Genomic DNA, 20,951 nt, shown 5'->3' with positions numbered 1-20,951 from the left:
GTCCCGCGCTGGCCGGTCGGGTGACACCGGCCGGCCCGTCAGGCGACAGTGGCCGGTCCCGTGCCGTCGGCGAGGCCGGCCGGCGCGGGACCGGCCATGCTGTTCTCGCCGCGATCCCTGATGGTTCAGGGCCGCGACTGGCTACCGTCGAGGAATGCTGCCCTTCCGCCAGGTGGACGTGTTCTCTCGCGAGCGGCTCCTGGGCAATCCGGTCGCGGTCGTGCACGAGGCCGACGGGCTCAGTGACGAGGAGCTGGCCGCGTTCGCCCGCTGGACCAACCTGAGCGAGACGACCTTCCTGCTCACGCCGACCGTTCCAGCTGCCGACTACCGCCTGCGGATCTTCACCCCGGGCGGCGAGCTGCCCTTCGCCGGCCACCCGACGATCGGCAGCGCCCACGCCTGGCTGGAGGCCGGCGGCGTGCCACGCGGCGAGCACATCGTTCAGGAGTGCGCCGCGGGCCTGGTGCCGCTGCGCCGGCTCGCGTCCGACCCGGCGGCCGCGCCCGGCGACACAGAACCCCTTCCGGCGCCCGGCGCCACGACGCGAGTGCCGGTGCCCGGCGGAGTCAGCCGGCTCGCGTTCGCCGCGCCGCCGCTGCTGCGGGACGGCCCGGTCGACGACGACCTGCTCGCCCGGCTCACCGCTCCGCTCGGCATCGAGCCCGCCGACGTCGTCGACGCGAAATGGTGCGACAACGGCCCCGGCTGGGTCGGGCTGCGGCTGGCCTCCGCCCGGCAGGTCCTCGCCCTGCCCCCGGACTTCGCCGCGATCGAGCAGGACACCGGGGTGGTCGGGCCCTACCCGGAAGGCGGCGAGTGCGCCGTCGAGGTACGGGCGTTCTGCGCCCCGCACCTGGGCATCACCGAGGATCCGGTCACCGGCAGCCTCAACGCGAGCCTGGCCCAGTGGCTCGCCGGCGACGTCCTCCCGTCGACCTACGTCGCCTCCCAGGGGACGGCCCTCGGCCGCCGGGGCCGTGTGCACATCGACAAGGCCAGCGACGGGACGGTCTGGGTCGGCGGCGACGCCCACACCACGATCGCCGGCACCGCCAGGATCTAGCCCAGCGCCAGATCCAGCTCGGCCTCGGACGAGGCCTCGGTGGCGTCGGGGTTGGTGGGGCGGGCGGTGGTGCGGGGCAGGAGCAGGCCGAGCAGGGTCGTGGCGATCGCGCAGACGGCGCCGCCGGCGAAGGCCCAGCGCAGGCCGCCGACCGTGGCCTCGGCCGACGCCACGCCCGCGTGGACCAGGTGGCTCTCGCGGGACTGGGAGATGACGACCAGCAGGGCGGTGCCGATGGCACCCGAGACCTGCATGATCGTGCCGAACAGCGAGCTGCCGTGGGCGTAGAGGTCGGTCGGCAGGTCTCCGAGGCCGACCGAGAAGACCGGGGTCATGACGGCGGCCAGCGAGGCCATCAGCACGATGTGCGCGGCCAGCAGCAGCAGGTACGGCGTGTGGGCGCCGAGCTGGCTGAGCGTGCCGAGCGCGACGACCGAGCAGGCGGCGCCGGGGATGACCAGCGGCCGGGCGCCATACCGGTCGTAGAGGCGCCCGACCGGCGGGCCGAGCGCCCCCATCGCCAGGCCGCCGGGCATCACCAGCAGGCCGGTCTCCAGCGAGCTGAGGTGGCGGGTGTCCTGCAGGTACAGCGGCAGCAGGAACATCGAGCCGAGGAACGCCATGTCCACGGCGGCGAGGAGCAGCAGCGAGACGCTGAACGTGCGGTGGTTCAGGGTCCGCAGGTCCAGCAGCGGGCTGCCGACCCGCTGCAGGCGCAGCTGCTTGCCCACGAACGCCGCGACCAGCGCCAGCCCCCCCACGATGATCAGCCCGACGTAGACGCTGTTGAGGGCGCCGGCCTCGCTGAGCCCGAACAGGAAGCCCCCGAAGCCGGCCGCCGCGAGCACGACGCTGATCCAGCTGACCGGGGTGGCCTGGGTCTCGCCGATGTTCTCCAGCAGGCGCAGCCCGCCGAGGCCCACGACGGCCGCGATCGGCAGCATGAACACGAAGATCAGCCGCCACGAGCCGAGCTGCAGGATGACGCCGGACACGGCCGGGCCGAGTGCCGGGGCGCAGGACATCGCCATGGTCACGGTGCCCATCACCCGGCCGCGGTCGCGCTCGGGGACGACGGTCATCAGCGTCGTCATCAGCAGCGGCATCATCACCGCCGTGCCCGCGGCCTGGATCACCCGGCCGACCAGCAGGACCGGGTAGATGGGCGCGACCGCGCCGATCACCGTCCCGACGCAGAAGGTCGCCATCGCGACCCCGTACGCCATCCGGGTGGTCACCCGCTGCAGGAACCAGCCGGTCACCGGGATGAGCGCGGCCAAGGTCAGCATGAACACCGTCGAGAGCCACTGCGCGGCCCGCGGGCTGATGTCGAAGTCGACCATCAGCCGCGGCACGGCGTTCGTCATGATCGTCTCGTTGAGGATGACCGTGAACGTGGCGCCGACCAGGAGCTTGATAACGAGCGGTGTCCGGCCGCGTGCCTCGTCGAGGCCCGCGGCGGTCGGGTCCGGCGCGAGCCCGCCGGACGGGAGGTCGCCCGCGGCGAGGAGGCCGTCGGTGTCCAGGGAGGCGGTCAACTCGGGTCCTTCAGATCGGAGGGCTCGGGTGGCGCTGCGTTGACGATCGGGCCGGCGAGGGTCGCGGCAAACTTCGGTGAAACGCTCGACCTGCGTCTATGTATTCCGCATATCGTCGCCCGGCGCCCGCGCGGCGGTCAGAGCGCGTCGACGACGCGGCTGGAGCGCCGCACGTGCACGGCCCCGCCGACGCGGGTCGCGATGCCGCCGGCGGTCCGGGTCGCGGTCGCCCACACCGTCGACGGGTGGCCGAGCGCGTCGCCCTGGTCGACGGCGACGGCCGGATCCCGGCCGGTGGCGAGGAGATGGGCCGCCAGACAGCCGGTGCTGTTCGCGTTCGCGACGTCCTCGGGCACCCCGATCGCGGGGGCGAACATCCGCGCCGCCGCGGGCGTCGCGGCGGACGGCGGGACGTAGACGAAACAGCCGAGCTGGCCGTGGCGGCGGCTCGCGTCGGCCAGCCGGTCCTGGTCGGGGCGCAGGGCGGCCAGGACCGTCCGATCCGCGACCGGGACCAGCAGGCGCTCGCGCCCGGGGGAGGCGACCGACACGTCGTCGTCGGCGTGCAGCGCGTCCGGCGCCAGCCCGAGCGCGGCCAAGAACGCGTCGCGTTCCGGCGTCGTCGCGGCCCGGCTGTCCACGACGCCCTGGTCGAACCACGCGTCGAACAGCGCGGGCCCGGCCGGGCCCGTCGGCGGTCGGAAGGTGCCGGCCGCCTCGAACTCGCGGCCCGCCGCGCGCAGCCGGCCCTGGAAACCGTCGCGGGCGAGGGCCAACACGGCGATCGCGGCGATCGCGGCGTGCCCGCAGTTGGGCAGCTCGCCAGCGCTGGTGAAGAAGCGGAGCTCGCGGACGCCGTCGCCCGGCCCCACGACGGCCAGATGGGAGGCGCCCATCCGGGCGGGAACGCGCGCGAGGTCCGCCTCCCCCAGCTCGTGGCTGCCCGTGATGACCGCCGTGGGACTGCCGCCGGCACCGTCCCGCAGGCAGGAGGCGGCCGTCAGGACGTCAAGGGTCTGCACCATGCACCCAGAGTGCGGCCCGCGCGCGGGCCGAGGTGGCCTATCGCGCCACGGCCGCGCGCAGGACGGCCTGGACCTGCTCGCCCACCGCCGGGTCGGTGCCGGGCTCCGACATGCGGCCCAGCGACACGTTGTGGGCCCAGAGGATCTGCAGGATCTCCATGATCGGGCCGGTCTGGCCGCTCAGGTCGCGGACACCGCCGCCGGTTAAGGCGAACCGCGCGGGCACCAGCCCGTTGACGAGAGCGCTGCGGTCCCAGTCGATCTGGTACTCGCGGCTGGCCGGGTCGACCAGCACGACGAGCTGGCCGGCGTCCACGTTGGCCCGCCGGGCGCCCCCGACGGCGACCCGGGCGGCGGTGTCGAAGGCGAGGCCCGGCCCGGCCACCTGGAGGCTGAGCCTGACCTCCGGCTGGTCGTTGAGGACCGTGCCGGTCTGGGCCAGCTCGGTGATCCGGGCGAGGGCGAGCACGCCCTTCCGCCTGGCCGCGGCCCTGGCGGTCGCGTCTCGCCGCTGCCCAAGCGCGATCATCAGCCTGCTCCTGTCCCGCGAGGGCGGACCGCCGACCGTGACCCGGTCGGCCGCTGCCCACCTCGACCCGACTCAACCGAGGTTACCTACGTCACACGACATCTATAGCCGGACCCGTCTCGGGGGCAAGAACTGCTTGCGGCCCAGGTCACCCGTGGTGCGCGGTCGCGCCGCGCAGCGCCCGGGGGAAGTACACGGCGCCCGGGCCGTTGCCGGCCACGATGTCGCCGGGGTTGGAGATCGCGCAGCGCTCCAGTGACAGGCAGCCGCAGCCGATGCACGACTCCAGGCCGTCGCGCAGCTTGCGCAGGGCGGCGATCTGGTCGTCGAGCCGCTCGTGCCAGGACCGGGAGAGCTGGGCCCAGTCGTCCCGGGTCGGGGTGCGGCCGTCCGGCAGCGCCGCCAGCGCGGACCTGATCTCGTCGAGCGAGAGCCCGACGTTCTGCGCCGCCCGGATGAACGACAGCCTGCGCAGGACATGGCGCGGGTAGCGCCGCTGGTTGCCGGTCGTCCTGGTCGCGACCAGCAGACCCTGAGCCTCGTAGTAGCGCAGGGCGGAGGCCGCGACACCGCTGCGCTCGGACATCTCTCCGACGGTCAGCAGATCGGTTGCCTGCATGCCAGCCTCCTCGCCCGGGACGGCGTGGGTGCCGCCCGCTTGACTTCAAGTTAACTTGAAGAATCACGATCGCGGCATGCCAACCAACCCAGTAGCACTGATCACCGGAGGATCCCGGGGGCTGGGCCGCGCGCTGGCCGGCGCCCTCACCGACGGCGGCTGGCGAGTCGTCGTGGACGGCCGGGACGCCGCGCGGCTCGCCGAGGCCGTCCGCGCCCGGCCGTCCCTCGTCGCGGTCGCCGGCGACGTCACCGACCCGGCCCACCGGCAGGCCCTCGTCGACGCCGCGACCGGCCTCGGCCGCCTCGACCTCGTCGTCGCCAATGCCAGCGACCTGGGCCCGAGCCCGCTGCCGGCGCTCGCGGCCGCCCCGCTGGACGCGGTCCGGGCCGCCTACGAGACGAACGTCCTCGCCCCGCTCGCGCTGGCCCAGCTCACGCTGCCGGCGCTGCGCGCGAGCGGCGGCACGTGGCTCGCCGTCAGCTCGGACGCCGCGGTCGAGGCCTATCCCGGCTGGGGCGTGTACGGGCCGACCAAGGCCGCGCTCGACCACCTCACCGCGGTCCTCGGCGCGGAGGAGCCGGCGATCCACGCTTACGCCGTCGACCCCGGCGACATGCTGACCGAGATGCACCAGCGAGCCTTCCCCGACGAGGACATCTCCGACCGGCCCAGCCCGGAGCTGGTCGCGCCGGCCATCCTGCGCCTCCTGGAGACCTGCCCACCCAGCGGCCGCTACCGTGCCGGGGTCCTGGCGTCGACCGCCGCCCCGGCGGAGGCGGCCCGATGACCGGCCCGAGCCCTGCCGGCTCCACCAGGACGGCGCCCTCGACCGGGAGGACCGTCCTTGAGGGAGCGGCCGTCCTCGGGGGAGCGGCTGAGCGTCCCCGGGACGTCACGGGCGCCGTCGTGTTCGACCTGCCGGCCGGGCTCGAGGCGGCGGCTCCGCCGCCCCGCCGGGACGGTGTGCGGCTGCTCGTCGCCCGGCCGGGAGACCTTCGGCACGCCCGGTTCAGCGACCTCGGTGACCAGCTCGCCCCGGGCGACCTGGTGGTCGTCAACACGTCGGGAACGCTGCCCGCCGCGGTGACCGGCATCCGTGCGGGCGGTGACACGGTGGCCGTCCATTTCGCCACGGCCCTGGACGACGGCGACTGGGTCGTCGAGGTCCGCCCGGCGGGTGAGGCGGTCGCCGGCCCGGTCGCCGACCTGCGCCCGGGGGAGCAGCTCGCCCTGCCGGCCGGCGTCCGGCTGACGGTCCGCGGGCCGCACCCCGTCGGCCAGCGCCGGCTGTGGCGGGCGCACGTCCCGGTCGACGGCGGGGTGGTGGCCTACCTGGCCCACGTGGGCCGGCCGATTCGCTACTCCTACGTGCCCGACCCGCAGCCGATCGAGGCCTACCGCACGGTGTTCGGCCGCGACCCGGGCAGCGCCGAGATGCCGAGTGCCGGGCGCCCGTTCTCCACCGAGCTGGTGACCGACCTGGTCAGCCGCGGGGTCGGTGTGGCACCGGTCCTGCTGCACACCGGGGTCTCCTCGCAGGAGCCCGGCGAGCCGCCGCAGCCGGAACGGTTCCGGGTCGGCCCGCACACCGCGCGGCTGGTGAACGCGACCCGCCGGTGGGGCGGCCGGGTGGTCGCCGTCGGCACCACCGTCACCCGCGCACTGGAGTCGGCGACCGGACCGGACGGGATGGTACGGCCCACGGCCGGCTGGACCGACCTCGTCCTCGGGCCCGACCGGCCGGTTCGCGCCGTCACCGGCCTGGTCACCGGGTGGCACGCACCCGGGGCCTCGCACCTGGACCTTCTCGTGGCCGTCGCCGGTCCGTCGCTGGTCGCCGACGCCTACCGGGAGGCGGTGCGGGCCCGCTACCTGTGGCACGAGTTCGGCGACAGCTGCCTGCTGCTGCCCTGATCCCGGCGCGGCGACGCCGGCCACCTCACCCGGGAGCGTCGGGCTCGGCGGCCGGCGCCGCGCTCACCGGGTGGGTCGCCCGGCGCCGGGTGGCGTCGGCCCTCGCCCGGACGGGGCCGGCCGGGAGCAGCGCCACGGCCGCGACGGCGCCCAGCAGGAGGACCACCGCGGCCGCGTCGGCGACCACGGTCAGGCCCAGCGGCCGGACGGCGATGCTGGACAGGGTGGCGCCCAGCAGCGCGGCGATCATCTGCGCGGCCGCGAACGCTGAGCCGATCCGCCCGAGCAGCGCCGACGGCGTTCCGCGCTGGAGCTCGACCTGGACGACGAGGACGAACGCGCCGCCGGGCACGCCCACGATCCCGATCGCGACCAGGGCGACGGCGAACGCGTCGGTGTGGAACAGCACGGCGAAGCAGGCGTCGATGACGGCGAGACACGCGGCGACGCCGACGCGCAGCCGTCGGGCCTCGGCCACCCGCCGCCCCACCGGCGCGCTCAGCAGGAACCCCCCGCCCAGCGCGGCGAACAGCAGGCCGGCGCCGCCGGAGCCGCTGTTCAGCGTGTGGACCGCGTAGGGCACGAGCAGGACGTTGAGCGCCCCGTCCACCCCTTCGAAGACCGCCGAGACCAGCAGCAGCCCCCACAGGACGCGGTGGCCGCGCAGAAAGTCGACCGCCTCCCGCAGGTACACCACCGCCTGGTGGTGGGCAGCGGGTTGCGCCGCGGCGCAGGCGGTCCCGGGGCTCCGGCTCAGCGCGCGCACCCCGACGAGGGTCGATGCGGAGATCGCGTAGCTCGCGCTGTCGGCAAGCACGGCCGCGTGGAACCCGGCCGCGGCGTAGACCAGGCCACCCAGCGGCGCGCCGGCGATCCGCATGATCCCACCAGACAGGGAGAACCAGGCGTTCGCGTGCTCGAGCTCCCTGCCACGACCGACGACCGCCGGGATGACGGCCTGCCGGGCAGGCAGGAAGAACTGCGCGAACGAGGCCTGGGCGAGCAGCACGACGTAGACCAGCCACAGCCGGTCCGCCTCGGCGAGGACCAGCAGGAGCATGATCCCGGCCCGGGCCACGTCGGCGACGATCATCACCGTTAACCGGTCCATCCGGTCCACCAGGACGCCCGCGACCGGCGGCCAGATGAGGGCCGGCACCATCTGGGTGACGAGCGCCAGCCCGGTGCCCAGCGTCGAGCCGGTCAGCTGGAACACGTACACCGGCACGGCGACGACGAGAAACCAGTCGCCGATGTTCGACAGCAGCTGTCCTGACCACAGGAGCCGGAACCTGCGGTCGCGCAGCAGCGTCACAGCCTGCCCCCGAAGTCCGGTCACGCCCTGGCCGTCCGGCCCCGGCGCGCCACAGGAAGCGTTGAGCCGGCGACATAACCGTGGGAATCGTGCCTTTACCAGACCGCAAACGGCAAGGGCGATCGCGGATCGCCGCACGAACGATTGCCGTCCGGACGACCGCTGGCCGGACGATTGCCGCTCGAACGACCGCTGGCCGGACGATCGGCTCCCGGCGGTGGCTCTCGCCTAGGAGGGCTCGGTCCGGTTGCGCTCGGCGCCGGCGCGGCGGAACTGGGCGGCACGGGAGCCGCCGAAGTAGTCGGCGTCGGTCTCCCACCAGGGCCGGGTCCGCTCGGCCTCCTCGGCCGCGACGGCACCGGCGCTCTCGCCGTCGGCCGAGGGTGACCCGGTGAGCGCGGGCTGGGCCAGCGCGAGGGCGTCGAGCTCCCGGTCGACGCGGGCCGCCTCCTGGGCGTCCACCTTGATCCACCGCCGGACCAGAAGGACGAGGAAGGGCAGGTCGACGACCTCGGCGACCGTCCAGAGGATCGTCCCGCCGACATGCTGGTCGTTCAGCGGTGACGGTCCCCAAGGCCGGTGCAGGGACGCGTAGTACCCGGGCGCCAGCAGGCCATGGCGCAGCCGCACGAAGATGCCCGGGACCGCGTCCAGCAGCAGTTCCAGTACCCCGAAGAACATGCCCCCGGCGATCGCCAGGCTGGTCGTCGACGTTCCCGCGTCCTCACCGGCCAGCGGCAGCGCGACCACGAAACCCGTCAGCAGGAGCGCGATCTGGATGATCTCCGCGACGGCCGCGTCACGCTGCGCCGTCGCGAGCAGTCCGGTGAAGTAGACGGCGCAGACGACGACGGGAACCAGCAGCGGCCCGAACGCCGGATGGGACGCGACCCGGAACGGGCCACTCGCGCGCACCCGGTCGACGAACCGGCCCGGCCGGCCGCCCCCGAGCGCCACGAGCGTCAGCGGCCGGCCGAAGGCGAGGAAGATCGGCGCGACCAGCAGCAGCAGGATCACCTGCACGGTGAAGTCCCAGAACAGCACCCGCGCGTACACGCCGACCCACCACAGCCCGGCGAGCACGGCCAGGCCGATCCCCGGCACCAGGAAACTGAGTGTGCGGGCCACCGGCCAGCGTCCGCCGGCTCGGCGGACCCGGGCGACGGCCAGCAGGTAACCGCCGACGGCGAGGGCGGCGAAGACCACCAGCGCCGGGTCGAACGTCCACCGGCCCGCCGCCGACGGCCAGCCGAAGGCCGGCGGCCCGTGGTACGCGGCGAGGACGGCCGGCGACGGGACGGTCGACGTGACGGGCATGTCCGTCACTCTCACACACGGTCGCGGCCCCCCGGGACGCGGCGCTCAGGCCTCGGCGGCGGTTGGCTCGCGGCAGAGCTGTACCTGCTTCTCGGTGTCGGTGAAACCGAGGGCCCGGTAGAGCCGGATCGCGTCGTAGTCGGGGTCGGCGACGATGACCAGCGTGCGGACGCCCAGCTCGGTGCGGCCCCAGTCGCCGAGGCGGTGGACCAGGGCCGACGCGAGCCCGCGGCGACGCAGGTCGGGATGCGTCTCGACGCTCTGGTAGCGGCCCAGGCCGTCGCCGTCGGCGAACAGGCCGGCGCTGGCGCCGAGCCGGCCGTCGACGAACACCCCGAACCAGACGCCGTGGCCCGCGTCGCAGAGCGCGCGTTCCTCGGCGACCTTGCGTGCCACGTACTGGCGGTGCTCGGCGGGCGCGTCCTGCTCGCCGTGGGCGGCCAGCCGTAGCTCGAAGGCCTCGGCCCAGTCGGCGTCGCCGGCGAGCGGGCGGATCGTGGTCCCGACCGGTGGCCGCGCGGGCGGCGTCAGCCGGGTCGCGGTCAGGACGGTGTCCACCTCGACGGTCACCCCGAGCCGGGCCAGCTCGGCGGCGTCGCCCGCGTCGCCGTCGACGCCGTCCACGCCCAGCGTGAGGTGGGCGGCGCCGGGGATCTCGCGGGCGAAGACGTCCGCCCAGCGGGCCGCGTCGCCCGCCGCGAACGGCCGGTCGACCAGCACGAAGTTCCCCCACCAGAACCCGGGATTGCCGGGCGTCCGGACTGCGAGGTATGACGGCTGTTCGGTGATGACGGCACCGGCCAGCCGCCGCAGCATCAGGTCAGTCCGAAATCCGAGCGAGACCACGTTCACCGGGCGAATTCTATGGTCGCGCTTCGGCCCATCCCGGACTACGGATGACCGAGATTCGATTACACACAGTAGTCTGACGGCATGGACGGTCGCCACTGCAGCGGGCCCGGCACGCTGGGCGCCGTGACCTGCACAGTCACCGACGAGGTCGCGACGCTCACGATGACCACACCGTCGCTCACCGAGATCGCGAAGATCGCCCTGCGCGACGCGGTCGAGCGGGTCGCCCGGGACGACGCGGTGCGCGCCGTCCTGCTCACCGGCACCGGGGGCGTCTTCTCGGCGGGACGGGATCTGCGCGAGCACACCGCCGCCGTGCGCGCCGAGGGCCGCGACGCCTTCGACGGCGCCGCCGACCATTACAGCCCGGTGGTCACGGCCCTCGCGACCATGCCGAAACCCGTGGTCGCGGCGGTCAACGGCACCTGCGCGGGCGCGGGGCTGGGCCTCGCCCTGTCCTGCGACGTCCGGCTGGCCGCGGCCGGCGCGCGGTTCACCGCCGCGTTCACCGGCAGCGGCCTCACCCCGGACTCGGCCCTGGCCGCGAGCCTGGTCAAGGTGGTCGGCGGCGCCCGGGCCAGCGAGCTGGTGCTGCTGACCGAGCCGTTCACCGCCGACGACGCCCTGGCCTGGGGACTCGTCGCGCGGGTGCTGCCCGCCGAGGAGCTGCTGCCGGCGGCGGCCGCCCTCGCCCGCCGGCTCGCCGCCGGTCCGCCGCGGGCCTACGCGATCGCCAAGAGCGCCATGCGGCAGGCCTGGGCCGCCTCGCTGGAGCAGGTGCTGGTCGCCGAGGGACGCGACCCCGCGGCGCTGGCCGCCATCGATGACCACCGGGCCGCCGTCGAGGCGTTCTCGACCAAGCAGCCGCCACGGTTCACCGGGCGCTAGGCCCGCGTCACGCGGCCCAAGGAGTTACCCGCCTGCTGTCTGACAACTAGCGGACACGATCCACCCCCAAGGCGACCGGACGGTATGGTTCGCCACGAAGTTGCGCCACAGGTGGTGTGGCGACAGGCGCCGAAGGCTCCGGGGGTGGTGCGAACGTGGATATCATGGGCCGGATCCGTGGCGAGTTCGTCGACATCATTGAATGGACCGACGACAGCCGGGATACCATTGTATGGCGTTTCCCGCGCTATGAGAACGAAATCAAGATGGGCGCCAAGCTCACCGTGCGTGAGTCCCAGGCGGCCGTCTTCGTCAACGAGGGCCAGATAGCCGACGCGTACCCGCCCGGCATGTACACCCTCGAGACGCAGAACATGCCGATCCTGTCGACCCTCAAGGGCTGGAAGTACGGCTTCAACTCGCCGTTCAAGGCCGAGGTGTACTTCGTCACGACTCGGCAGTTCACCGACCTGAAGTGGGGCACCCAGAACCCGGTGATCGTCCGGGACCCGGAGTTCGGCATGGTCCGGCTGCGGGCGTTCGGCGCCTTCTCCATGCGGGTGGTGGATCCCGGACTTCTCCTGAAGGAACTGGCCGGCACCGACCCGCAGTTCCGCACCGAAGAGGTATCCGAGTTCCTGCGCCAGCTGATTGTCGGCCGGCTCGGCGGCGCGCTCGCGAACGCCCACGTGCCGATGCTCGACCTGGCCACCCGCCAGGACCAGATCGGCGGGACGCTCGCGAAGGCGCTGACGGAGGAGCTCGCTCCGTACGGAATCGCCATTCCCAAGTTCGTCATCGAGAACATCTCGCTGCCGCCCGAGGTCGAGGAGGCCATCGACAAGCGCAGCCAGATGGGCATTCTCGGGAATCTCGACCAGTACACCCAGTTCCAGACCGCGAACGCCATCGAGGCCGCGGCGCAGAACCAGGGCGGCGCCGGCGAGGGCCTCGGGATCGGGCTCGGGATGGCACTGGGCCAGCGTGCCGCGGGCGGCGTCGGCCAGCCTGGCTACCAGCAGCCCGGGTTCCAGCAGCCGGGCTACCAGCAGCCTGGCCCCGGTTACCAGCAGCCCGGTTACCAGCAGCCGGGTCAGCAGCAGGCGCCGGCGACCCCGCCGCCCCTGCCGCAGTCCGAGCAGTGGTTCATCGGCGTCAACGGCCAGCAGCTCGGCCCGTTCGACCGCGGCCAGCTCTCGCAGCAGATCTCCGGCGGCCAGCTGCGGCCCGACACGCTGGTCTGGAAGAACGGCATGGCGGCCTGGACGGCGGCGGCTCAGGTCGCCGAGGTAGCGCCGCTGTTCGGCAGCGTCCCCCCGCCGCTCCCGCCGCAGGCCTGAGCGCGTCACCACAGCTGAGGAAGCAATGACCGATCAAGGGTTCCAGCAGGCTTCGGTCGCGTCGGCGACCTATCCCTGCGGTGGGTGCGGCGCGCGGCTGGAGTTCGCGCCAGGCTCGACGTCGATGCGGTGCCCGTACTGCGGGTTCACCCAGGAGATCGCGGCGGGCGACCGCGAGATCCACGAGATCGCGATCGAGAACCTGGCGACGCTGCCCCGCAAGCCGGTCGCCAGCATCGGCGCCTACGTCTACGTCTGCCAGCGCTGCGCGGCCCGCAGCGAGTCGAACGAGACCGCCACGCTCTGCCAGTTCTGCGGCTCGCCGCTGGTGATCGACCCGGCCGCGACCGGGCAGATCGTGCCCGAGGGCGTGCTGCCGTTCGGCCTGGACCGGGGCGCCGTGCGCGACGCCGTCCGCAAGTGGACGTCGTCGCGGTGGTTCGCGCCGAAGGCGCTGAAGAAGGTCACCGAGACCGAGTCGATGAAGAGCACCTACGTCCCGCACTGGACGTTCGACTCGCGGACCTTCTCCGGCTACGACGGCGAGCGCGGCGATCACTACTGGGTCACCGAGTCCTACACCGACAGCGAGGGCAAGCAGCAGACTCGCCAGGTGCAGAAGACCCGCTGGCACCACGCGCAGGGCAACGTCGACCGGGTCTTCGACGACGTGCTGGTGCCCGGCAGCTCGGTGCTGCCGCCGAAGAAGGTCGACGACCTGGCGCCCTGGCCGCTGAACGCCGCCCAGCCGTTCCAGCAGGAGTTCCTCGCCGGGCATTTCGCGCTGCGCTACGACCTCGAGCCGGAGTCCGGTTTCGAGGAGGCGAAGAACCGGATGGCCAAGGTCATCGCCGACGACGTCAGGCACGACATCGGCGGCGACGAGCAGCGGATTCACCACGTGAACACGCAGCACAACAACGTCACGTTCAAGCTGATGCTGCTGCCGCTGTGGATCGCCACGTTCCTCTACGCGGGGCGCAGCTGGCAGATCCTCGTCAACGGCATGACCGGCGAGATCCAGGGCGAGCGGCCGTACAGCAAGCTGAAGATCTTCTTCGCGGTGGTCGCCGCGCTGATCGTCATCGGCGTGATCGGCTTCCTGGTCGCCGGCCACGGTGGCCACCACCACGCCGGCACCACGACGAGACACTGACGGCCTCGGGGGGGGGGGGGGGGGGGCCCCGCCCCCCCCCCCCCCCCCCCCGGGGGGCGGGCCCCCCCCCCCGCCCGCCACCTCGACTTCAACCTGCGGGCCTCGGGGGGGGGCGCCCTTCCCGGCGGCCCACGTGCGACGCTCTGTTCTCGGCACGACGCGCCCGGGTCAGGCGCGGGCCTCGGTCTTCGCGATCCGGGCGTACTCCTCCTCCAGCACCTGCTTGGTGAGCACCTCGTCGGACACGTCGAGCGCCTCAGGGCCGGCGTCGGCCAGGTCGCTGCGACGGGCGTAGGCGTCGAACTCGACCCGCTTCGCGGCCAGGATCTCGACGAGGCGCTGGTCGACGCTGTCGGTAGTCAGCAGCCGGTGCACCTGCACGGTCCGGATCTGGCCCATCCGGTGCAGCCGGGCGATCGCCTGCTCCTCCAGGGTCGGCTTGACCTGCGGCTCGCACAGGATGACGACCGACGCCGCCTGCATGTTCAACCCGGTGCCGCCGGCGACGATCTGGCTGAGCAGCACCGCGGGCGCCGGCCGCTGGCCGAAGTCGTCCACCAGCTGCTGGCGCTCCTCGGCCGCGACCGCGCCGGTGATCGGCCCGAAGACCGCGCCGCACTCCGGGTCCGCCCGCAGCCGCCGGCCGACGATGTCCAGCACCTCAAGGAAGAACGAGAAGACGACCACCCGCTGGCCGTTCTGGCCCGCCTCGCGGGCGATGTCGACCAGCCGGTCGAGCTTTGCCGAATGCTCCGGGTCGCCGGTGAAGGCCACCCGGCGCATCGCCATGAACTTCCGGTCCAGCACCGCCTTGCGGTAGGCGGCCTGCTCGGCGCGTGAGCCGCGTTCGAGCCACTCGTCGGTCGCCACCCGGTCGGGCAGCTCGGAGAGCACCTCGTGGGTGTTGCGACGCAGGTAGACCGGCGCGACCAACGTCCGGAACCGGGCCGGGGACAGCTCCGGGGTGTCCCGCGGCCGGCGGGCGGCGGGATTGACCGGCAGCAGGCTCGGCTGCAGGTACCCGACCAGCTGACGGAACTCGTCGACGCGGTTCTCCATCGGCGTGCCGGTCAGGAACAGCACCCGGTCCACGAGGTCGGCCCGGTTGACCAGCGCCCGCAGCGCCTCGGCCCGCTTCGTCGCCGGGTTCTTCACGTAGTGGGCCTCGTCGGCGACCAGCATCGCGATGCGCGGCCCCGGCGCGCCGGCGGCGACGGTCCGCCTGCGGCGCACCCGGTCCCGCTGGGTCGGCACGTCGACGCGGGCCCGCAGCGCGGTCGGGAGCTCCAGCGCGCTCAGCGTGTCGAACGTGGTGACCGCGACGCCCCCCTCGGCCAACCAGCGCCGCACCGCGTCGGCCCGGTCCGGGCCGTGCAGGCGATGCGCCGTCAACGTGCTGTGCCGGGCGATCTCGCGCAGCCAGTTGACCAGCACCGACGTCGGGCAGACGACCAGGAAGTGGGTCTGGTCGAGCGCCCGCAGGTGCGCCATCGCGGCGATCGCCTGGACCGTCTTGCCCAGACCCATCTCGTCGCCGAGGATCACCCGGCGCTGGGCGAGCGCGAACTTCGCGCCGAAGGCCTGGTACCCACGCAGCGACACGGTCCGGTACTCGCCGTCCAGCCGCTGCTCCCGCACCCGGGCCGCGATGTCCTCGGGCAGCTGCCCGGCCGCCGCGTCGGTGGTGTCCCGGATTCCGACGATCTCGCCCAGCAGCCCGTAGTAGCGGACCGCCGCGCGCTCGAAGTCACCCCAGACGCCGGTGTCGCCCGGCGCTGTGCGTGCCAGCCGGACCGCCGCCGTCAGCCGCTCGGCGGTCCCGGCCGTCTCGGCGTCGTCGAGCAGTCGCCTCACCCGGTCGAGCGCCTGACGGGCCGCGACCCGGCGCCGCTCGCCGGCGAACAGCATCCGGGTCCGGCTACGAGTCGGCGCCGCGGCCGTGACCAGGGGCGGCAGACCGTTGGCCAGCATTCCGGCCGGTCCGCGCACGTCGTCGAGCGTGTCCGCGAGCCGCACCACGCGGCGCAGCCAGCGCAGCAGGTCGGTGGCCCGCTCGTCGCTGGGGTCCATCGCGACCCGCAGGCCCAGCCGCTCCTGCGCTGCCTGGTCGAGCGCCCGGGCCGCCGCGATCGCCCGGTTCGCGGACACCGCGCCGATGCCGGGATGCGTCTCAAGCACCTCCGGCCGCTCGTCGACCAGGTCGGCCACGGTGCGGTAGCCGGCCCGGCGCAGCGCCGGGAACGGCAGCCTGTCGTCGGCGGTGTCCTTCAGCCGCTCGACATCCATCGTCGCCAGGTCGCGCCGCGCGAGCGCCGCCCGCACCGCCTGGAAACGCCGCGCGACCTCGGCGCGGGCGTCCTCCTCGCGGGCGAGCGCGTCGTCCGCGAGCTCGCGCAGCGCGGTGGCGTCGTCCAGCAGACGCCGCGCCTCCGCGCTGCCCACCGGCGCCTGGCTCTCGTCCGGCGGCGGCTCCTCCTCCGGTGGCTGCCCGCCCGCGGACGGCCCGCGCTGCGGCGGCGCCGCCAGGGCCGGATCCGGGCCCTGTCCAGCGTCGTGCCGCACGGACGCCGTGCGCGAGGGCAGTCGAAACGCCATCCCCAAAACCCACCTCACGTGCTCAGGACCGACCGCACCGCGGACTCCAACGCGGCACACCGTCGACATACCCACCGAAGACCGCTTTTTCCCGTACTTCCGGCGAAAATGGTCGCCTCCCGGATCGCGATCCGGAATTATCCTCGAACACCCGTTCGCTTGCCGAGGCGCCCCCGGGTGCGGCGGGGCGAGGCGGGCGCCGAGCTCGACCGCGCCGTCGGAGACGGGCGCTCAGGAGGACGTGAGTCTGGTCATCGACGGTCCCCATCGTGGCCGGCCGGAGGCAGGCTCGCGGTGTGGGGTTGGCAGACGACGCGCCGGCGGCGCAGGAGGCCCGGCTGGACCGGGCGATCGTGGGGGAAGCGTCGGCTGAGGCTTCGGCGGCGGGGGCCGTCCGGCTGGACCGGGCGATCTGGCGGCTGGCCTTGCCCGCGCTGGGCGCCCTGGTCGCCGAGCCGCTGTTCCTGCTGGCCGACACCGCGATGGTCGGGCACCTGGGCACCGCGCCGCTGGCCGGGCTGAGTCTCGCGTCGTCGGTGCTCGGGACGGCCGTCGGCCTGATGGTCTTCCTGGCCTACGCGACGACGCCGACGGTCGCCCGGCTGCGCGGCGCCGGTGACGAGCGGGCCGCCGTCACCGCCGGCCTGGACGGGCTGTGGCTTGCGGCCGGGCTGGGAGCCGGGCTGGCGCTGCTGGGCTGGTGGGTCACCCCGTCGCTGGTCGGCGCGTTCGGCGCGGACCGGGCCGTCGACGCCCAGGCGTCCCGCTATCTGTCGATCTCGATGGCGGGCCTGCCGGCGATGCTGCTCGTCTTCGCCGCCGCCGGACTGCTGCGCGGCCTGCATGACACCCGCACGCCGCTGGTCGTGGCCGCCCTCGGCTTCGGCGCGAACGTCGCCCTGAACGCGGCGTTCATCTACGGCGCCGGCTGGGGGATCGCCGGCTCGGCCACCGGGACGGTGCTCGCCCAGTGGGGGATGGTCGCGGCCTACCTCGGGGTGGTCGCCGGGCACGCTCGCCGGGTCGGCGCGAGCGGCCGGCCGAGCGGGGTCGGGGTACTGCGGGGCGCGAGGGCCGGTTTCTGGCTGTTGCTGCGGACGGCGAGCCTGCGGGCCGGGCTGCTGCTGGTCACCTACACGGCGACCGCGCTCGGGTCGGACGAGCTGGCCGCGTTCCAGGTCGCGATGACGCTGTTCGCCACGGCCGCCTTCGCGCTCGACGCGCTGGCGATCGCCGCCCAGGTGCTCGTCGGCGACCGGCTGGGCGGCGGCGACCTCGCCGGAGTCCGGGTGGTGCTGCGCCGCTGCGTCGCCTGGGGTGTGGGCAGCGGCGTCGCCGTGGGGGTCGTGCTCGCGAGCCTGGCCTGGGTGCTCGGGCCGGCGTTCACCAGCTCGGCCGCGGTCGCCCGGCTCATCGTCCCGGCGGTGCTGGTCCTCGCCGCGGCCCAGCCGCTCGCCGGCCTGGTCTTCGTGCTCGACGGCGTGCTCATCGGTGCCGGCGACAACCGCTACCTCGCCTGGACCGGCCTGGCCAACCTGGCCGTGTTCGCGGTGCTGGCCGGCGCGGTCGTGCACTGGGCGCCGCGCGGCGAGTGGGGCGTGGTCAGCCTGATGGGCGCCTACGCGGTCGGCTCCCTCGCGGCCCGCGCCGGCACCCTCTCACCGCGCGCCTTCGGCTCCCGCTGGCTGGTCACCGGCGCCACCCGGGCCTCCCGCGCCTGACGGACGCCCCGGCCCCCGGCCATGGCGGGCGGCGACGTCCGCGGCGTGGCGGCGGAAGCTGGCGAGGGCGTGCCGGACGGCGAGGCGCTCGGCCCGGTCCGGCCGCAGCAGCGCGAGCAGATGCCGGCCGGTGTCCAGCCCGGCGAGCTCCCGCAGCTCCAGGCCGTGGCCGGTCGGGGTCGTGAACCGGGGGAGGACGGCGACCCGGTCACCGCGCGCCACCAGCGCCTCGACCAGCCGGTTGTCCCGCAGCCGCTGGACGACCATGACCGACCGCCCGGTCGCCGCCTCGACCGCGAGGCGGATGACGTCGAACGGGTAACCGAGCGGCACGCCGTACCACTCGACCTCGATCAGCTGGGCCGCCGTCACCGTCGGCCCGCCGGCGAGCGGATGGCCGGCCCGCATGCCGATGTCGAGCGGCTCCCTGGCCAGCGCCACGGTGACCAGGCCGTCCGCGCCCGGCGGCGGACCCGCGTGCAGGCTGTGGCCGATCACGATGTCGTAGTCGGTCACCAGCCGGCCGTACTCCTGCTCCGGCAGGTCGACGTCGTCGCACTCCAGCCGGATCGCCGTCGTCTCCAGTTCGGCCAGCACGCCCGGCAGCAGCAGCGTCGCGGCGCTCGGCAGGGCCGCCACCCGGACCAGTCCGGCAGGCTCGCCGCGGAACTCGTCGAACCGGGCCTGCACCTCGGCGAGCACCCGGGCGACGTCCCGGCCGGCTCCGGCGAGCAGCCGGCCGGCCTCCGTCAGCCGGACGCCGCGCCCGCGGGGCTCGACCAGCGCGACACCGAACTCGCGCTGGGCAGTGCGCAGCTGCTGGGAGACCGCCGACGGCGTGCGGTGGGTGGCGACGGCGACGGCGGTGATGCTGCCGCGGTCGGCGAGGTCACGCAGGAGCTCCAGGTGACGGACATCCATGTAGGCAGCCTACAGAGACGGTGAATAAACTTTCACTTGTCCTAATATGTGGGTCTCGGGGACAGTCGCCGTATGCCGCCGCGCCACCGCCTGCTCGCCGTCGTCGTCGCCATTGCCTGGGGCCTGAACTTCCTCGCCATCGACGCCTCGCTCCGGCACTTCCCGCCGTTCTTGTTGGCGTCGGTGCGATTCACCGTCATCGCCATTCCCACGCTGTTCCTGGTGCCCCGACCCGCCGTCCCGACGCGCCTGCTGCTCGGCTATGGGCTCGGCTTCGGGACGCTGCAGTTCCTCTTCCTTTACTGGGCCATGCACGCCGGCATGCAGCCTGGGCTCGCGTCCCTGGTGCTGCAGTCCTCGGCGCCGTTCACCGTGCTGCTCGGGGCGGTCGGGTTCCGTGAGCGGGTCACCCCGCGCCGGCTGGCCGGGCTGCTCGTGGCCGTCCTCGGCCTCGGCGTCGTCGGCTGGACCCGCGCGCACGACGCGGCCGCGTTCGGCCCGTTCCTGCTGGTGCTCGCCGGCGGCTTCGGCTGGGCGATCGGGAACGTCTCCAACGCCCGGGCGCACGCGCCGAACCCGTTCCACCTCACCCTGTGGATGTCGGTCGTGCCGCCGGTGCCGATGCTCGCGCTGTCCCTGCTCGTCGAGGGACCGCACCAGGTCGCCGGGGCGTTCACCACGACCGGCCACCTCTGGAGCGCCCTCGCCGGCCTCGCGTACACGGTCGTGATCGGCACGTTGCTGGGCTCGGGCATCTGGAGCTGGCTGATGGCCCGCCACCCCGCCGGCCTGGTCGCGCCGTTCTCGATGCTCGTGCCCGTCGTCGGGCTGTCCGCCGCCGCGGTCCTGGTCGGCGAACGGCTGTCGGCCGCCGAGATCGCCGGCGCGGTCCTCGTCGTCGGCGGTGTGCTCTACGGCGCCACCTCGCGGTCTGGCGCCGTGTCGACCGGTGGGGCCCGGCGGCCCGCCGGCCGCCCGAGCGGTCCCGCGGCGCCCGGCGAGCTGGCCGAGGCGAGACGCCCCTCTCGGACCGACCTTGCTCCCTCGCGGTCCGTGTCCGTGCCGCCGGCCGCCTAGCGGCGCCGCCCCGAACGCTTCGCGCGACGGATGGTCCGGTCCACGGGAAAGCCGCTGTCGGCTTCCGGACATTGGCGTGACCTGGGTTCGTCCTCTGGAAGTCTCAGCCCAACCGGGCGGTAAATGCCTGTTTGGTACGTTGTGGCGCTCTCGTTCATGGGGGCGGGCTTGGGGGCAGGACGCGGCACGGACCGGTCCTGGGCGCTGGCCATGGGCCGAGCGAGCACGCCCACATCGTTCGTCGCTAGCGAAGAGGGGTTTTCACGTTATGGCACGCATCGGAGGTCGCGATGTCGCGACCTACGACATCGGGGTGCTAGGAGCTGGCCTCGTCGTCTTCATCTCGAGCTTCCTGCCGTGGTACGGCGTGAAGCTCAACCGCTACAGCTACTCCTGGAGCGCCTGGCACTCCGGCTTCCTGGCCTGGTTCCCGATCCTGCTGTGCCTGGCGATCGCGGGACTGGTCGCCGCCCAGGTCCTCGGGCGCTTCCGGATGCCCGCCGTGGGACCGATCCCGCCGGCGCTGGTGTTCACGATCGCCAGCGGGTTCGCCCTGCTGCTCATCGTGATCCGTTGGGCCACGCTGCCGGACGTGCCGGCCTACCTGGACTCCGACGTCAAGTCCGGCGCGCGTGCCGGGCTGTTCCTCGGGCTGTTCGCGGTGCTCGCGCTGACCGCGTTCACCGCGCTGCGGCACGTGTCCGGCGCCGGCCAGACCCCTGCGGCCGGCCCGCCCGGGTACCCGTACGGGCCGCCGCAGCCGGGCTGGCCGCAGGGCCAGCAGCCGGGAGCCCCGCAGCCGGGTGCCTACCAGCAGCCGCCGCAGGGTGGGTGGCAGCAGGGCCAGCAGCCGGGCCAGGTCCCCGGTGGCTGGCAGCAGGGTCAGCCGCAGGGCGGCGACCCGCAGAGCGGGTGGCAGCAGTACCCGCCACAGCAGGGTCAGCCGCAGGGCCAGCAGCAGGGTGGCTGGCAGCAGTACCCGCCGCAGCAGGGCGGCTGGCCGCAGAACCCGCAGGGCTGAGGTCCGCTGGCCGCGGGGCCGCACCCGCGGGGCCGGTGGGGTATAAAAAAAAGA

The 20,951-nt window shown here is 74.0% G+C and carries 18 protein-coding genes; 9 read left to right on the top strand and 9 right to left on the bottom strand.

The window, feature by feature from the left end:
* Positions 1-154: 154 nt before the first annotated feature.
* Entirely contained in the window at positions 155-1,066 is a 912-nt protein-coding gene (locus tag I6A60_RS26345) for a PhzF family phenazine biosynthesis protein (protein WP_203025171.1), read from the top strand.
* Here I6A60_RS26345 and I6A60_RS26340 read toward each other — a convergent pair.
* From I6A60_RS26340 to soxR, 4 genes are all read right to left on the bottom strand, one after another.
* Positions 1,063-2,604, bottom strand: a complete 1,542-nt coding sequence (locus tag I6A60_RS26340; RefSeq protein ID WP_203025172.1) for an MDR family MFS transporter — start codon at positions 2,602-2,604, stop codon at positions 1,063-1,065. The two genes, I6A60_RS26345 and I6A60_RS26340, sit on opposite strands and share 4 nt — an antisense overlap.
* Before the next feature lie 137 nt (positions 2,605-2,741).
* Entirely contained in the window at positions 2,742-3,629 is an 888-nt protein-coding gene (locus I6A60_RS26335; RefSeq protein WP_203025173.1) for a PhzF family phenazine biosynthesis isomerase, read from the bottom strand.
* A 37-nt stretch (positions 3,630-3,666) separates the two neighbouring features.
* Complete coding sequence (locus I6A60_RS26330; RefSeq protein ID WP_203025174.1) at positions 3,667-4,158, bottom strand: hypothetical protein; 492 nt, start codon at positions 4,156-4,158, stop codon at positions 3,667-3,669.
* A gap of 148 nt (positions 4,159-4,306) precedes the next feature.
* Complete coding sequence (gene soxR, locus I6A60_RS26325; RefSeq protein WP_203025175.1) at positions 4,307-4,777, bottom strand: redox-sensitive transcriptional activator SoxR; 471 nt, start codon at positions 4,775-4,777, stop codon at positions 4,307-4,309.
* Between the two features lie 76 nt (positions 4,778-4,853).
* Here soxR and I6A60_RS26320 point away from each other — a divergent pair, with 76 nt between their 5' ends.
* Both I6A60_RS26320 and I6A60_RS26315 read left to right on the top strand, forming a co-directional pair.
* On the top strand, positions 4,854-5,567 hold the full coding sequence (locus tag I6A60_RS26320) for an SDR family oxidoreductase (protein WP_203025176.1): 714 nt from the start codon (positions 4,854-4,856) through the stop codon (positions 5,565-5,567).
* Entirely contained in the window at positions 5,564-6,694 is a 1,131-nt protein-coding gene (locus I6A60_RS26315) for an S-adenosylmethionine:tRNA ribosyltransferase-isomerase (protein WP_203025177.1), read from the top strand. The genes I6A60_RS26320 and I6A60_RS26315 overlap by 4 nt, the downstream gene beginning before the upstream one ends.
* 25 nt (positions 6,695-6,719) lie before the next feature.
* Here I6A60_RS26315 and I6A60_RS26310 read toward each other — a convergent pair whose 3' ends face one another.
* The 3 genes from I6A60_RS26310 to I6A60_RS26300 form a co-directional block, all read right to left on the bottom strand.
* Positions 6,720-8,033 carry an MFS transporter gene (locus I6A60_RS26310; RefSeq protein ID WP_203042656.1) on the bottom strand — a complete coding sequence of 438 codons (1,314 nt, stop codon included), beginning with the start codon at positions 8,031-8,033 and terminating at the stop codon, positions 6,720-6,722.
* Between the two features lie 204 nt (positions 8,034-8,237).
* The gene (locus tag I6A60_RS26305; protein ID WP_203020002.1) at positions 8,238-9,326 is read right to left on the bottom strand and encodes a cytochrome c oxidase assembly protein; all 1,089 of its coding nucleotides are present in this window, start codon (positions 9,324-9,326) and stop codon (positions 8,238-8,240) included.
* Positions 9,327-9,371: 45 nt separating this feature from the next.
* On the bottom strand, positions 9,372-10,178 hold the full coding sequence (locus I6A60_RS26300) for a GNAT family N-acetyltransferase (protein WP_203020004.1): 807 nt from the start codon (positions 10,176-10,178) through the stop codon (positions 9,372-9,374).
* Between the two features lie 81 nt (positions 10,179-10,259).
* Between I6A60_RS26300 and I6A60_RS26295 the strand changes: the two genes are divergently transcribed.
* The 3 genes from I6A60_RS26295 (at position 10,260) to I6A60_RS26285 (ending at position 13,562) form a co-directional block, all read left to right on the top strand.
* Positions 10,260-11,066: an enoyl-CoA hydratase/isomerase family protein gene (locus tag I6A60_RS26295; RefSeq protein WP_203020006.1), complete on the top strand. Its 807-nt coding sequence runs from the start codon at positions 10,260-10,262 to the stop codon at positions 11,064-11,066.
* Positions 11,067-11,221: 155 nt separating this feature from the next.
* Positions 11,222-12,406 carry an SPFH domain-containing protein gene (locus I6A60_RS26290; RefSeq protein ID WP_203020008.1) on the top strand — a complete coding sequence of 395 codons (1,185 nt, stop codon included), beginning with the start codon at positions 11,222-11,224 and terminating at the stop codon, positions 12,404-12,406.
* 25 nt (positions 12,407-12,431) lie between these two features.
* Positions 12,432-13,562, top strand: a complete 1,131-nt coding sequence (locus I6A60_RS26285; RefSeq protein ID WP_203020010.1) for a hypothetical protein — start codon at positions 12,432-12,434, stop codon at positions 13,560-13,562.
* A gap of 168 nt (positions 13,563-13,730) precedes the next feature.
* Here I6A60_RS26285 and I6A60_RS26280 read toward each other — a convergent pair whose 3' ends face one another.
* A complete protein-coding gene (locus I6A60_RS26280) occupies positions 13,731-16,157 on the bottom strand; it encodes a DEAD/DEAH box helicase (protein WP_238436283.1) in 2,427 nt (808 codons plus the stop codon).
* A gap of 296 nt (positions 16,158-16,453) precedes the next feature.
* Here I6A60_RS26280 and I6A60_RS26275 point away from each other — a divergent pair, with 296 nt between their 5' ends.
* Positions 16,454-17,878: an MATE family efflux transporter gene (locus I6A60_RS26275; RefSeq protein WP_203020012.1), complete on the top strand. Its 1,425-nt coding sequence runs from the start codon at positions 16,454-16,456 to the stop codon at positions 17,876-17,878.
* Here I6A60_RS26275 and I6A60_RS26270 read toward each other — a convergent pair.
* A complete protein-coding gene (locus I6A60_RS26270; protein WP_203020014.1) occupies positions 17,816-18,799 on the bottom strand; it encodes a LysR family transcriptional regulator in 984 nt (327 codons plus the stop codon). The two genes, I6A60_RS26275 and I6A60_RS26270, sit on opposite strands and share 63 nt — an antisense overlap.
* Positions 18,800-18,871: 72 nt before the next feature.
* Here I6A60_RS26270 and I6A60_RS26265 point away from each other — a divergent pair, with 72 nt between their 5' ends.
* Together I6A60_RS26265 and I6A60_RS26260 are read left to right on the top strand one after the other, a co-directional pair.
* Positions 18,872-19,876: an EamA family transporter gene (locus tag I6A60_RS26265; RefSeq protein ID WP_203020016.1), complete on the top strand. Its 1,005-nt coding sequence runs from the start codon at positions 18,872-18,874 to the stop codon at positions 19,874-19,876.
* A gap of 268 nt (positions 19,877-20,144) precedes the next feature.
* A complete protein-coding gene (locus I6A60_RS26260; RefSeq protein ID WP_203020018.1) occupies positions 20,145-20,897 on the top strand; it encodes a hypothetical protein in 753 nt (250 codons plus the stop codon).
* The last annotated feature ends 54 nt before the right edge of the window (positions 20,898-20,951 follow it).

It is taken from the genome of Frankia sp. AgB1.9 (assembly GCF_016786355.1).
Lineage (GTDB): Bacteria > Actinomycetota > Actinomycetes > Frankiales > Frankiaceae > Pseudofrankia.
This window is presented reverse-complemented; position numbering and strand designations above follow the sequence as displayed.